This is a genomic window from Paenibacillus sp. 2KB_20, assembly GCF_052115765.1.
GTDB lineage: Bacteria > Bacillota > Bacilli > Paenibacillales > Paenibacillaceae > Paenibacillus_AQ.
On the sequence record NZ_JBFRHH010000004.1, the window covers coordinates 317,337 to 330,752 of the forward strand.

13 protein-coding genes are annotated in these 13,416 nt (G+C 53.2%); 5 read left to right on the plus strand and 8 right to left on the minus strand.

What is annotated here, in order from left to right; translation table 11 throughout:
- Positions 1–124 precede the first annotated feature (124 nt).
- The 6 genes from AB4124_RS13575 to AB4124_RS13600 form a co-directional block, all read right to left on the minus strand.
- Positions 125–1,636 carry a solute symporter family protein gene (locus AB4124_RS13575; protein ID WP_076323832.1) on the minus strand — a complete coding sequence of 504 codons (1,512 nt, stop codon included), beginning with the start codon at positions 1,634–1,636 and terminating at the stop codon, positions 125–127.
- A 6-nt stretch (positions 1,637–1,642) separates the two neighbouring features.
- Entirely contained in the window at positions 1,643–1,942 is a 300-nt protein-coding gene (locus tag AB4124_RS13580) for a DUF485 domain-containing protein (protein ID WP_071218738.1), read from the minus strand.
- 187 nt (positions 1,943–2,129) lie between these two features.
- On the minus strand, positions 2,130–2,927 hold the full coding sequence (locus tag AB4124_RS13585) for a LytR/AlgR family response regulator transcription factor (RefSeq protein ID WP_441973167.1): 798 nt from the start codon (positions 2,925–2,927) through the stop codon (positions 2,130–2,132).
- Positions 2,914–4,680 carry a LytS/YhcK type 5TM receptor domain-containing protein gene (locus AB4124_RS13590; protein ID WP_430109040.1) on the minus strand — a complete coding sequence of 589 codons (1,767 nt, stop codon included), beginning with the start codon at positions 4,678–4,680 and terminating at the stop codon, positions 2,914–2,916. Before AB4124_RS13590 ends, AB4124_RS13585 begins: the two co-directional genes overlap by 14 nt.
- Positions 4,681–4,998: 318 nt before the next feature.
- Positions 4,999–5,478 (minus strand): threonine/serine exporter family protein, encoded by a 480-nt coding sequence (locus AB4124_RS13595; RefSeq protein WP_076323830.1) that lies wholly within the window; start codon positions 5,476–5,478, stop codon positions 4,999–5,001.
- 23 nt (positions 5,479–5,501) lie between these two features.
- Positions 5,502–6,257 (minus strand): threonine/serine exporter family protein, encoded by a 756-nt coding sequence (locus AB4124_RS13600; protein WP_339291939.1) that lies wholly within the window; start codon positions 6,255–6,257, stop codon positions 5,502–5,504.
- Positions 6,258–6,544: 287 nt separating this feature from the next.
- Between AB4124_RS13600 and AB4124_RS13605 the strand changes: the two genes are divergently transcribed.
- From AB4124_RS13605 to AB4124_RS13625, 5 genes are all read left to right on the plus strand, one after another.
- Complete coding sequence (locus tag AB4124_RS13605) at positions 6,545–7,069, plus strand: PadR family transcriptional regulator (RefSeq protein ID WP_430109034.1); 525 nt, start codon at positions 6,545–6,547, stop codon at positions 7,067–7,069.
- Between the two features lie 86 nt (positions 7,070–7,155).
- On the plus strand, positions 7,156–7,866 hold the full coding sequence (locus tag AB4124_RS13610; protein WP_430109031.1) for an ABC transporter ATP-binding protein: 711 nt from the start codon (positions 7,156–7,158) through the stop codon (positions 7,864–7,866).
- A 39-nt stretch (positions 7,867–7,905) separates the two neighbouring features.
- Positions 7,906–8,676: an ABC transporter permease gene (locus AB4124_RS13615; RefSeq protein ID WP_441973168.1), complete on the plus strand. Its 771-nt coding sequence runs from the start codon at positions 7,906–7,908 to the stop codon at positions 8,674–8,676.
- Between the two features lie 331 nt (positions 8,677–9,007).
- Complete coding sequence (gene serS, locus AB4124_RS13620; protein ID WP_441973169.1) at positions 9,008–10,309, plus strand: serine--tRNA ligase; 1,302 nt, start codon at positions 9,008–9,010, stop codon at positions 10,307–10,309.
- A gap of 383 nt (positions 10,310–10,692) precedes the next feature.
- Complete coding sequence (locus tag AB4124_RS13625) at positions 10,693–11,730, plus strand: LLM class flavin-dependent oxidoreductase (RefSeq protein ID WP_441973170.1); 1,038 nt, start codon at positions 10,693–10,695, stop codon at positions 11,728–11,730.
- A 67-nt stretch (positions 11,731–11,797) separates the two neighbouring features.
- Here the strand turns inward: AB4124_RS13625 and AB4124_RS13630 are convergent, their stop codons facing one another.
- Complete coding sequence (locus AB4124_RS13630) at positions 11,798–12,556, minus strand: SDR family NAD(P)-dependent oxidoreductase (protein WP_339268717.1); 759 nt, start codon at positions 12,554–12,556, stop codon at positions 11,798–11,800.
- A 104-nt stretch (positions 12,557–12,660) separates the two neighbouring features.
- Entirely contained in the window at positions 12,661–13,413 is a 753-nt protein-coding gene (locus AB4124_RS13635) for an SDR family NAD(P)-dependent oxidoreductase (RefSeq protein WP_076323822.1), read from the minus strand.
- Between the last annotated feature and the right edge of the window lie 3 nt (positions 13,414–13,416).

The following is a 13,416-nucleotide window of genomic DNA, read 5'->3' on the forward strand; positions in this document are numbered from 1 at the left end:
GCTTCAGCCTCAAAGTCCTGTCCTGTTATTCCTTTATTTTACGATAAAATGGCAAAAAAAGGGCGATCCCCTGTGCTGCTAAGCAGCTGGATACACCCTTTTTGGTCAATGAATTGAATCCGGATTACGCGCCCGTATTGGCCTTGACCAGCACTTCGGCATACTTCGCTTCATCCTTGGAAGAGGATAGCAGCGTCCCGATATAAGCTGCCACAAAGCCTAGCGGAATGGAGATAATGCCCGGGTTGCTCATCGGGAAGATCGGATCGCCAATCAAAATCGCTTTGCCGGCCGGATCCCATATATTCGGACTAAGCGCCACAAGAATCACCGTGCTGATCAATCCTGTCAGCATCCCGGTAACCGCGCCTGTCGTATTAAACCTCTTCCAGAACACCGTGAACAGGATGACCGGCAAATTCGCGCTGGCCGCAACGGCGAAAGCTAGCGAGACAAGGAATGCCACGTTCATCTTCTGAGCGAACAATGCGAGCAGAATGGAGACAATGGATACGCCAATCGATGCGTACCGTGCCATCTTCAGCTGCTCCTTCTCCGACGATTCGCCTCGGCGCACGATTTGGCCGTAGAAATCATGGGCGAAGGCCGATGCAGCGGATAGCACAAGCCCCGTCACCACCGCGAGGATCGTCGCGAACGCAACCGCCGAGATGAGCGCGAAGAGGAAGTCGCCACCAATCGCTTTGGCCAGGAGCGGCGCAGCCATGTTGCCGGCTTTATCGACCGCGGTAATATCCGCCGCTCCTACGAAAGCGGCAGCCCCGAAACCGAGAAAGATCGTCATGACATAGAAGATGCCGATAATCCAGGTAGCGTATACCACGGAGCTGCGTGCCGTCTTAGCATCCTTAACGGTAAAGAAACGGGTCAAAATATGCGGCAGACCTGCCGTGCCCAGTACTAGGGCAAGGTTGAGCGACAGCGTCTCCAGCGGGATTTTGTATTTATTCCCCGGGTTCAGGAATGCCTCCTGCAGCGGGGTGGCCGTCTTCATATGGTGGAACATCTGGGTCAGGCTGAAATCGAATTTGGCGAATACGATCAGCGAGATGATGAACGTGCCGGCCATGAGCAGTATAGCTTTCGAGATTTGAACCCAGCTCGTGGCGTGCATGCCGCCGAAGACAACATAGATGGTCATGAGCACGCCGACAATCAGCACGGACGTAACATAGTCCAGTCCCAGCAAAAGCTTAATCAGCGCGCCTGCTCCAACCAGTTGTGCGATCATGTAGAAGATGGAGATGGAAATCGTGTTCAGCGCTGCAACGCCGCGCACTTTCTTGTCGGAGAAACGAGCGGCAATCATATCCGCCACCGTATACTTCCCGAGATTCCGAAGCGGCTCGGCAACAAGGTACAGCACCACCAGGTAAGCCACGAGAAAACCGATGCTATAGAAGAAGCCGTCAAAGCCAACTAACGCGATCGAGCCTGCGATGCCAAGGAAGGAGGCAGCAGACATATAGTCGCCGGCAATGGCTGTTCCATTCTGCCAGCCCTTGAGCCCTCCGCCTGCCGTATAGAAGTCGCTGGTGTTGGTTGTTTTCTTGGCAGCGTAATACGTTATGATCAGCGTGAGAAATACAATTCCGCAAAACAACGCGATAGCCATAGTCGATTACGCCCCCATATCCTTTTTAATATCGTCTACCATACGGTCAAACTGGGCCGCCTTGCGGGAGTACAGGATGCACAAGACCCATGTCATGATGAACTGCGCGAATGCAAATACCCATGCCCACGTGATCGGGCCAATCGCCGGGTGGTTCAACACGTCGGTGTACGAAGTAAGAATCGGCAGTGCAAAGTAAAACAGAAGAAAAAAGACGGTCATCGGAATAATGAACCGTTTCTTGCGGGAGAGCAGCGTTTTGAATTTTTCAGAATGCCATACTTCGGTATAGCTTTTTTCTTCCATTGCCTTTCCCTCCATTAACGATCAAGGATTCTATTGCGTCTCCCATATATGAAAGCGCTTTAGAATGATTATATACAGGAGGATTGTCTGCGACCACAGCTCCTGCGCGAAACGTCCGATAGGGTGCGCGAAAAGGCGGATATGCCGCCTGAACCGGGAGACAACCACCGTCCTCACGCGCTTCTCCCTACGCCTCTCTAAGCAACCGGAACAAATCCCGGGCGGCTTCCCGCGACAAGGGAATCATCGTCCGCTGCTCATCCTTTAGCACAATATTGTAAGCGCCGTTCTGCCAAGGGGACAGCTCCGCAATCCGGTTCACGTTAACCAGGTAACTGCGATGAGGACGAAAGAACGAGTAACCCGCCAGCTTCTCCTCCAGCTCCTGCAGCGTGCTTTTGCTCGTAATCCGCTGGCCTTCCGCCGTCCATATGCGGATGACCCGCTCCTCGCGCACCGCGTACAGAATCGCCTCGGGATCGACGAGCACATGCTTGTCCCCATCATCGAATAGCAGCTTGCCACGCATACTGCGGGCAGCAGCCTCAGTGGATGGATACGGAGCTATCTGGGGGGCGACATCATAAGCTTCCTGCTTTGGGGAGACTTGCCCTTCATGAACCCTGCTGCGAATTCGCTGCAGGGTTTCCTTTAATCGCATATGGCTGTAAGGCTTCAGCAGATAATCAATCGCATTCAGACCAAACGCCTCGACAGCATACTCGTCATAGGCTGTCGTAAAGACAATCAAGGGCGAGATCGGGGAGGCCTTCAGCATCCGCGCAGCCTGCAATCCTTCCAGCTCCGGCATATGAACGTCGAGAAAGACGACATCCGGCTGCCGTAAGGGAACCAGCTCGAGCAGCTCCCGGCCGTTCGTGGCATAAGGAAGCAGCTCGATATCAGGCTCCTGTTCCAACAGGTAAGCCAGCTCCTCCTTTGCCAATCGTTCGTCTTCCGCTATCATCGTTTTAATTCGCTTCACGGTACCGGCTCCCTTCCGATAGACTGCAGGGGATGCTGAAGGATATGCTGCATCCGCCCTCTGCAAGATTCTCTACGATGAGTCTGGCTTCCTTGCCAAACATGCTGATTAAACGCTGGTTGATATTGTAAATTCCGTTCCCCGTACCCTCGCTGCCGATGATCGGTTGTTCGCCGAGGCTGTCCAGCACCTCAGGGGAGATACCTGCCCCGTTGTCCCGCAGCTGTACAACCGCCATATCGCCCGCCCGCTTTAGGGTCAACTGGATGATGCCCCCGCTCGCTTTATCGCGCAAGCCGTGCTTAATGCTGTTCTCCACCAGCATTTGCAGCGTTGCAGGCGGAATCATAAGCTCGCCCAGCACCGGATCCAGCTGGCATTCAAACGTGAACTGATCCTCAAACCGGATTTGAATAATGTCCAAATAGGCATTCAACAGCTCCATTTCCTCACGAATGGTCGTTCTGCGGGAGGCCATGACCTTGACGTTCAAGCGCATGAACGCCCCCAGCTGCATCGTGGCATGTCTTGCCAGCAGCGGATCACTCCGGATCAACGAATGGATCGCATTGAGCGTATTGAACAGAAAATGCGGATTGATCTGCGCCTGCAGAAGCTTAAGCTCCGCCTCTTTCATTAAATGGCTCATCTTCTCGTGGGCCGTGGCCCCGAGCTGATAAGAAATCAGCTGTCCAAGCCCTTGAGCCATGACCAGCTCAACGCGCCGAATATCCTGCGGTCGCTTGAAATAGAAATGAATGACGCCTACAATCTCGTGACCCTCGATCATCGGGACAAGAATGGCGGCGCCGAGCGCCGAATGACGGGGCTGAATATCTTCCGCGTTCTCTATGATCCGAAGCTCGCTGGTCGCAATGACATTCTTGGTCAAGTCGGATGTGATCTCTTCTCCGGGATCAATGGTACGGCTGGCGGCACCGGCATGGGCCAGGAACCGCTCCGTATCCGTAATGGCGACTGCCGTTGTTTTCAGCTCGCGCAGCAGCAAGGTGGCCACGGCCTGTGCCGTACGGTACGTCAAGCCCTGCTTCAGATGCGGCAGCGCCGCTTCCGCGATATGGAATGCCTTCTCCGTCTCGTAAGCGGCTGCCCGCTCTTCCTCGGTGAGCGCAACCCGCAGCATCGTCGTGAAGATCGCAATGGAAATGCTGTTGGTCAGCACCATCGGCAGACCGATCAGGTTGACCAGCTCAACCGCGCGGTCCGGCTCATCTGAACAGATCAAAATAACCCCCATGTGCAAGATCGGGGCGAACATCCCCACGAATAACGCTTTTGCCGGCGAGATAACCCGCTCCTGCGAGAAGAATCGGGCCACGCCCCCGGCCAGGGCACCCGTAAGCGGTACGGCGATAGCTCCTGCAAGCCCCGTGTAGCCCCCGATATACAGCAGATGGGCTCCCGCCAAAAGCCCGCCCCCGATGCCAACGCGGGGCCCGCCGATCAGCCCGCCAATGACAACGCCAACCAGAGCGGAATGGGCCAGGGCCTGCTCCTCCGTCAGCTGCATCAGCCAGAAGGAGGAGCTCGACTCGCCATTCTCCACCACAACGCCTGCATACACCCCGAGGATACCGAAGAGGCCAAACAGACAGGAATAGATGAACATTCGCGTGCCAGACATCTCTTTGCGGTCCAACAATTGGCGGAACAACGGAATTCTCGTCAGTATAAACGTCAGGATGAGCAGCATGCCCATCCGTTCGAACAGATGCAGCGTCAACTCCTGCATGGACATCCCTCTTCTTTGGTAGACTAGGAATCTTCAACTGTCGTCAGTAGACGGTATCAATAGATAGGATAGATGTGAATGCGGTTTCATTTCATGCAGTAAAGATTATATAGTACAGCGAGGATTTGGACAATAAAAAGGAATAACATGAAACTTATGTAAAAATATTCACGCAGGGGACATACACTTCAGTGCACTCAAAAAAACCGTATCCCCCGCAGTTAAGCGAAAGATACGGACAGTGAGCAGCTGCAAGGCCAAAATATCCGAACTTGTTCCTCGTCCTGATCTGTTAGGTCTCTTCGGAATCGTGAGAGCTTACGAGCCGGTCGAATTGGGTTTTCCAGCTCTTCTCCGGGATATCGACCACTTCCGAATGATCTGATTGGTCACCTCCGATAGCAGCAAACCCAGCGCGATGGCGCCTGAAATCATGAAGGCCTGCGCTCCCAGCTGAACAGCCTGATCAAATTGATTCTGGGCGACATGCCGAAGGGCATTGTAGGCGACTCCGCCCGGTACGAGCGGAATAATCCCCGACACGCTGAACACGATAATGGGCGTCTTGTATTTTTTGGCGAAAAAATGGCTGATGATCGTCACGCAAAAAGCCGCAAACACAGTGGCCGTCACCGGCTCAACCATCATGTTCTGCAGCATAATGTAGAGCAGCCAGCCCACCATGCCGGCAAACCCGCACTGCAGCAGTGCTTTTTTGGGTACGTTGAATATGATCCCGAAGGCCGCCGAAGCAACAAAACTCGTGATGAGCTGCTGTATATAAAAGGTTGCCACCATCTTCACCTCCACTCACACATCTCTTAGAATGATAACGTAAACGCAATTCCCGCTCCGATGGCAAAGGACGTAACAAAAGCCTCCGCGCCTTTGGACAAGCCGGATATCAGATGCCCCGCCATTAAATCGCGGATGGCATTCGTGATCAGCAAGCCCGGTACCAGCGGCATCACGGAACTGATAATGATCGTATCCAGCTGATGACCGAATCCGTATTTGACCATCCATACGGAGGTTATGCCGATGACCAGCGCTCCCGAGAATTCGGCGAAGAATCGCACCGGTATGACCCGATGCATGAATAGAAAGCAGGAAAAGCCAAGACCGCCCGCAATGGCCGCCGGTACGAAATCCGGCCAGACGCCGCGAAACATAATGAGGAAGCAGCCGCTTGCGATCGCTGACAGGAGAATCAGCAGCCATGTCGGATATATCGCCTGCTCATGTTCGATTTTCTCAAGCGCCCTATGAGCCTCTTCAATCGTCAGCTCACCGAGGCTTATGCTCCGAGACACGCTGTTGACCTGATCGATCTTATCGAGATTGGTTGTCCGATCCGAAATACGAATAAGCCGCGTAATATGCTGAGGCTCCTCCACCGAGAAGATAATCCCGGTCGGAGTCATATAGCTGTGGCTGTTCTCCACGCCGAAAGCCGCGGCGATCCGCATCATCGTATCCTCGACCCGATAGGTCTCGGCACCGCTTTGCAACATGATTTTTCCTGCTAACAAGCAGACCTTGATGATGTCATGCTCCCGCTTCAACAAGTCATTCAAAACGACAATCCTCCTGCTGAACACATTCCGATTCAGAATCTTTGCCTATATTATAGTATCATTACCATCATTAAGCATAGGATATGCTTTAAAGCAGCACTGCAGCAGCTGCAATCGTTCTGAACAAAGTCATCCTCCTACACTCCATATATGACATTTACCTATTTTCCGCAGGTTGTTGACAAATCATTCCATCGTACTTATAATTACAATCATTAGATATCCAACGTTGGATATCCAGTTATGAAATTATTCTTCACCTACACATCCTAAGGAAGTGACCCAACATGACCAACCTCATCTTGCTCTCATTCCTGCGCCAGCGCCCGATGCATGGCTATGAAATTCAGCAGCTTATTCAGGCCAGCCGCATGGACCTATGGACGAATATTCTGTCCGGCTCCATCTATTATGCACTTAACAAGATGGAAAGCGACGGTCTGATTGCAGCCACCGCTGAAGAGCGGACCGGTGCGAGACTTCGCAAAATTTACAATATTACGGATGAAGGCGAGAAGTTATTCCAGAAGATGATCCGCGAAACCTTGACGCTTCCTCCCCATACCGTCAAATCCGACTTCTCTCTTGGATTGGTCTGGATCGAGAACATTCCCAAGCAGGAAGCGGTGGAATTGCTGCAGCAAAACCGCAAGCAAGTGGAAGAATCGCTGGCACAATGGCGTTCAGGTAAAGAAATCAAGGGACAGTACGGCTTATCGAAGATCGCTCTTGCTACCTTCGATAATGCGATCTCAAGCCTGGAACAAGACATCGCCTTTCTCAACAAGATCATAACACTCGTTCAAGAATAAGCCTCAGCATCAGCTGCGGCTTTCATTTCCGGTCAATATCCAATATTGGATATATAACATTGGTTAATAAGGAGCGTGAATACGAGATGATGTTACCTACTCTCATTCAAGCGAAAGGTTTAAGAAAAACCTATGGTCAGCGAACGGTCGTACATGATGTGGCTCTAGATATACGAGAAGGTGAAGTGCTTGCGATCATCGGGCCGAACGGCGCGGGGAAATCAACGACGCTGGATTTGGTGCTGGGGCTGCGCCGACCCGATATCGGCACGGTCACCTACTGGACTACGGATCCTGCCCCGCACATCGGGCTTCAGCTGCAGTCCACTCCCTTCTTTCCGGGATTTACCGCCCTTGAGAATCTGCGAATGTTCGCTGCTTTCTATGGCAAGCGGCTCAAGGATGCGGAGCTCATCGAGCATCTTAGAAGCTGCGGGCTTGCGGATGTTGCCAAAACCGATGCGCTTCGGCTCTCGGGAGGCCAACAGAAACGGCTCGCCATTGCCATAGCGCTAATCCATTCACCCAAGCTGCTGTTCCTCGATGAGCCTACCGCAGCACTGGATCCACGGGCACGCCGGGATATCCGAGAGCTGATCCGTTCTCTGGCAGACAAGAGCACCTCGATTGTCTTCACTTCGCATGACATGGAGGAGGTTCATAAACTCGCTTCCCGGCTGGTGCTCATCTGTGATGGGCGGGTGAAAGCTTCCGGCACGCCGGAAGAGCTCCTCGGCTATTACCGAACAGATAGCCTCGAACAACTGTATATCCAACTAACCGATGATCAGGAATAAAGGCCGGTCAGAATAATAAAAACCTTAGGAGGAATATATATGCGAATCATTATGACCACCATGCTGCGGAGTATGTTCCGCGACACCCATACCCTGGTCTGGAACATCGTGTTTCCCATTGCTATGCTGATCGGATTGGGACTATATTTCAACGACGCAGCCTATTCTCACCGACTCCTCGCGGGCGTGCTGACAACGAACATTTTGTTTGGGGCCACGATGGTTACCGCCTTTAACGTCATGGCCCAACGCAACCGCGGCATCTATAAGCTGCTGCGGGTAACACCTTTTCGCACTGTCTCGTTCATTACCGCAATGACAGGGGCACGAACCGTGCTGGCACTGCTCGTAAGCGTGTGCGTCATCCTCATGAGTCTATTTATGCTCGAGGTGAAGCTAAGCCTGACAGGGCTTGCGCTGATGCTGCTTGTTCTTCTGATCGGCACCATTTGTTTTACCGCACTCGGTTTTCTGGCAGCCAACCTTTCTCGGGACGAGAACAATGTCAACATGATCTCGAACCTGATAAGCTTTCCGATGCTGCTGACAAGTGAAGCCTTCTATTCGTTAGAACATGCACCCTCATGGGTCGTCATCCTGGGTCAGCTGCAGCCGTTCCATTACCTGGTCGATGCCATGTCCATTGCCGTTTCTCCGCAAGGCGATATCTTTGGCATCTGGATGCCCCTCATGATTCTTGCGGGCTTCACGGTCCTTATCCTCGGCGCAGCCGCATGGACCTTCCGCTGGGATGCGGAGCAGCCTGCCGGATGGAAGCGGGCAGCTGCGAAGAAAGCGGCGTCGATGTAACAGCGTACAAAAATCTAATGAGCCCCTTGTATAAAAGACACCTCATGCGGTATACTGAACAACAATATTAACATCAGGCCGATGAAGAGCTTCCAACTCCGAGGCGTTCTCGTCAAGGGGATCTGATCCTATAATCGATCAGACATCTCCCTAAGTTAACCGGACCCGCCCGTTACCGCGGAATCAAAGTGGATTGAACACGGACCAACCTGTTTCGTGATTAGGTTACGGTTCAATCAATTTGGGTGGCACCGCGAGCGCATAAGCGTCCCTCGTCCCATATGGACTAGGACGCTTTTTTATTTTTTTCAGAAAAAGGAGCGCGGTGATTATGCTAGATATGAAATGGATCAGAGAGAGCACAGAAAATCAGGAAGAACTGCAGCGAGTGGCTGACCAGAAAGGCATCGCCCTGTCGGTTGCCGAACTTGTCCGGCTGGATGACCAGCGCCGGACACTGCTGCTGGCCGTGGAGAGATTGCGGCAGCAGCGCAATGCCATCTCGCAGGAGATTAGCACGCTCGTGCGACAAGGTAAACAGGAAGAAGCCGAGCGGACGAAACAACAGGTCAAGGACATCAACGATCAGTTGGGCAAGCAGGAAGCGTTATACCGGGAGGTTGACGACGCCTACAACAAGCTGCTCATCCTTGTACCGAATATCGTTTCGCAGGATACGCCAGTCGGAGCTTCGGATGAGGACAATGTAGAGATCAGACGGGTTGGCGAGCCCCCCGTGTTTGATTATGAATACAGGGATCATGTCACGCTCGGCGAGCTGCACCGGATGATCGACATTCCCCGCGGCGTCAAAACCGCCGGCACACGCAGCTACTACCTGACCGGCATCGGCGCCATGCTGCATCGGGCCGTCCAGCAGCTTGCAGTGGATATGCTGGTCGCCAAGGGTTTTACCCTTATGGACGTACCGTTAACCGTTAGGACGGAGGCCATGGAGAACACAGCCTTCTTCCCGCTTGGTCAAGATCAGGCTTTTCAAATTATGGAGCAAGATAAGTGGCTCGTCGGTACGTCGGAAGTGCCGTTGGTATCGTTCTATAGCGGTGAAGTCGTCGATGTGACGCAGCCGATTCGCCTGGCAGCAGCATCGCTGTGCTTCCGGAGCGAGGTCGGCTCGGGCGGCCGGGACGTCCAGGGCCTGTATCGGGTGCATCAGTTCGCGAAGGTGGAACAGGTCGTTCTTTGCGAGGCCAGCGCGGAAGCCTCGGAGCAGCTTCTGCAAGAGATCACAGCCAATGCCGAGGAGCTGCTACAGAAGCTCGAACTGCCTTACCGTGTCGTTGCCGTCTGTACCGGGGATATGTCGCAGAAAACGTACAAGCAATACGACATCGAGACATGGATGCCAAGCCGCGGGGCTTATGGGGAGACTCACTCGTCGTCGAATCTGCTCGACTTTCAGGCGCGTCGCTCGAACATCCGCTATCGGGACGCAGAAGGCAAGCTGCGCTACTGCCACACCCTGAACAACACAGCCGTCGCTTCGCCGCGAATTCTCATCCCGCTGCTGGAGAACCATCAGCAGGCCGACGGTTCGATCCTCATTCCAAAGGCGCTCAGACCTTACATGAACGGGATGGAGCGGATTGAGCCTCCAAGTGAAACAAAATGAACAAAACCAGCATAATCTGAACATTCCACAGCGCAGCCGTCAAGGCTGCGTTGTTTTGCTATTATTACCTTCTTAACAAAAAGCTTGCCAAAGCTCCGTCATAAATACACCGAATGGGATTCACCGATAATTAGATCAGAATAAAAGCATATATTAAATGGAGCAGTTATATAACACAAGATAAGGTTCCTCTTTATGCGGTCTGGCTTCACTGAAGGTTCCTCGATGTACATTTTTCTTATGGATTAAGTAGGTATATAATGTTCGTTATATAGGGATATCAACTATCGATAATAGATTTCATATTTTCCAGCATCCAGACGGATGTCTTCTCCCTATATAAAAACTTACCGTGCCGCGCACGAATAAGGAGGTCAACCCATATGACAGAACCCCATCTTGATCATACAGCGCCCAAAACGCTTCGCGATATCCCTATTTCCATCCTGGATCTCGCCCCGATTACAGCGGGCAGCACCGCTGCACAGTCGCTGCGGAATACACTCGATCTGGCCCAGCATGCCGAGAAGTGGGGGTATAACCGCTACTGGCTTGCCGAACACCACAATATGCCGGGGATCGCCAGCTCGGCCACTTCGGTCGTCATTGGCCATGTCGCCGGGGGCACGAGCAAGATCCGCGTCGGATCCGGCGGCATTATGCTGCCGAACCACGCTCCCCTGGTCATAGCCGAGCAGTTCGGGACCCTCGAATCGTTGTATCCCGGCCGGATTGATCTCGGTCTTGGCCGTGCGCCGGGATCGGATCAGCTCACATCCCGGGCACTCCGCCGCGGTCCGGGCAGCGACGGGCAGGATTTCCCGGATCGCCTCGGCGAGCTGCGGAATTACTTCCAGCCCACCTCAGGCTCGTCCATGCGTATCCGGGCGATTCCCGGTGAAGGCCTGCATGTACCGATCTGGCTGCTCGGCTCCAGCGGTTTCAGTGCGCAGCTGGCAGGCCAGCTGGGGCTTCCGTTCTCTTTTGCAAGCCACTTTGCTCCGGATTATCTGATGGCCGCGCTCGATCTGTACCGTACCAGCTTCCGCCCTTCATCCGAGCTGAGCAAGCCGTATGCCATGATCGGCGTGAACGTAATCTGTGCCGACACGGACGAGGAAGCGCAGCGTCTGGCTACCTCGCCGTATCAGCAGTTCCTGAACATCATCCGCGGACGTACCGGCCAGCTGAACCCGCCGGTGGACAGCATGGATGATCTGTGGAACCTGCAGGAGCAGGCCATCGTGAAGCGCCAGCTCAGCTTCTCCGCCATCGGCAGCCCTGCAACCGTACGTGCGCAGTTGGAGGAGTTCCAGCAGTCGACGAACGCAGACGAGATTATTGTCGCAGCCGCCATCTATGATCATGAGGCACGCCTGCGTTCATATGAGCTGCTGGCGGATGTCGTCGGTATCAAATAAATGTTGTACCAAAAAGACCAGTCACACCCGGTATTCCGGTGCTTGACTGGTCTTTTTTTCTTTATAATTACAGCGTCAATCCGCCATCAATCGTAACCAGCGAGCCTGTCATGTAGCTGGAGCCCGGGGAAGCCAGGAAGGCAACCACGTTCGCGATTTCATCCGCCTCAGCCGGACGTCCCATCCGCATGTTGCCCACTTCCTCAGGCACGTAGCCCCCTTCCATGAATGACTTGGCCACCGCTGCCGTAAGCGGTGTCTGAACGCCGCCCGGACAAATCGCGTTCACGCGAATGCCCTGCTTCACGTATTCCAGCGCTGCTCCCTTCGTCAAGCCTACCACCGCATGCTTGCTTGCCGAATAAGCGGCTGCACTGTGCTCGCTGCGGATACCTGCCGTGGAAGCGGTATTGACGATATGTCCGCTGCCCTGCTCTTTCATGACTTTCAACACATATTTCATGCCAAGGAAAGCGCCCTTGACGTTCACAGACATTTGACGGTCAAATTCGTTCTCGTCGATGTCGTCCAGCATCGAGAATTTCTGCACGATGCCTGCATTGTTGAAGAAGAAATCGATTCTGCCGTAAGCTTCAACCGCCTTGTTCACATAGTTCTGAACATCCTCGGTTTTTGTTACATCCGCTTGCACGAAGATTCCCTCTCCGCCCTGTTCCTTGATCAAACGCAGCGTTTCTTCGCCGGCTTCCTTGTTGAAGTCAACGAGCACTACCTTTGCACCGTTCTCTGCCAATTTCAAGCTGCTGGCTCTGCCGATCCCGCTGGCTGCGCCTGTAATGACAGCGATCTGTTTGTTATCGGACATGAAACAACACTCCCCTTGATGATAAGATAAATTAGGTCTGACCGAGTAGTATCACGAACATTTCTGCCGTCTATAGCCTATAGACAAGCCAATGGAAGAATGACTTACTTCGCAAAATATCCGCCATCAATCGGCAGCTCAACACCTGTAATATAAGAAGATTCATCCGAAGCAAGGAACAATACGCCGCGAGCGATATCTTCCGCTTTGCCCAAGCGTGGAAGCGGAGTCTGGGATTGGAACCATTGCATCATTTGCTCATCCTTGAACAAGTCCACGGTCATTGGCGTTTCAATGTAGCCAGGGTGAACCGAATTACAGCGGATGTTATGCTTTGCATAGTCAACGGCTGTGGCTTTAGTCAGCATGCGCACCGCGCCTTTGCTTGCCGTGTAGGGACCAGCGCCGCTGCCGCCTGTCAGGCCGGCAATGGAGGAGATGTTGACGATGGAACCGCCCCCGGCTTCGATCATGTGTGGGATGACATATTTCTGACCGAGGAATATGCTCGTAACGTTAATCGACATCGTCTTCTCCCAGCCTTCCACCGTCAAATCCATGAACGGCGTTGCATTGGAGACACCGGCATTGTTCACCAGAATGTCGACTTTGCCGAATTTTTGAACCGTCTCGTCTACAACACGAACCCAATCTTCCTCAGAAGCTACGTTGTGCTTGAATCCGATCGCTTTGCCGCCAAGCGCTTCAATCTCGGCTACGACGTCTTTGATCTTGTCTTCCTGAAGGTCCGTAATCGCAACCTTAGCTCCCTCTTGCGCAAACAAAAGAGCGTCAGCTTTACCCATACCACCTGCTGCACCCGTAATGATTGCTACTTTATTGTCTAATCTCCCCATGAG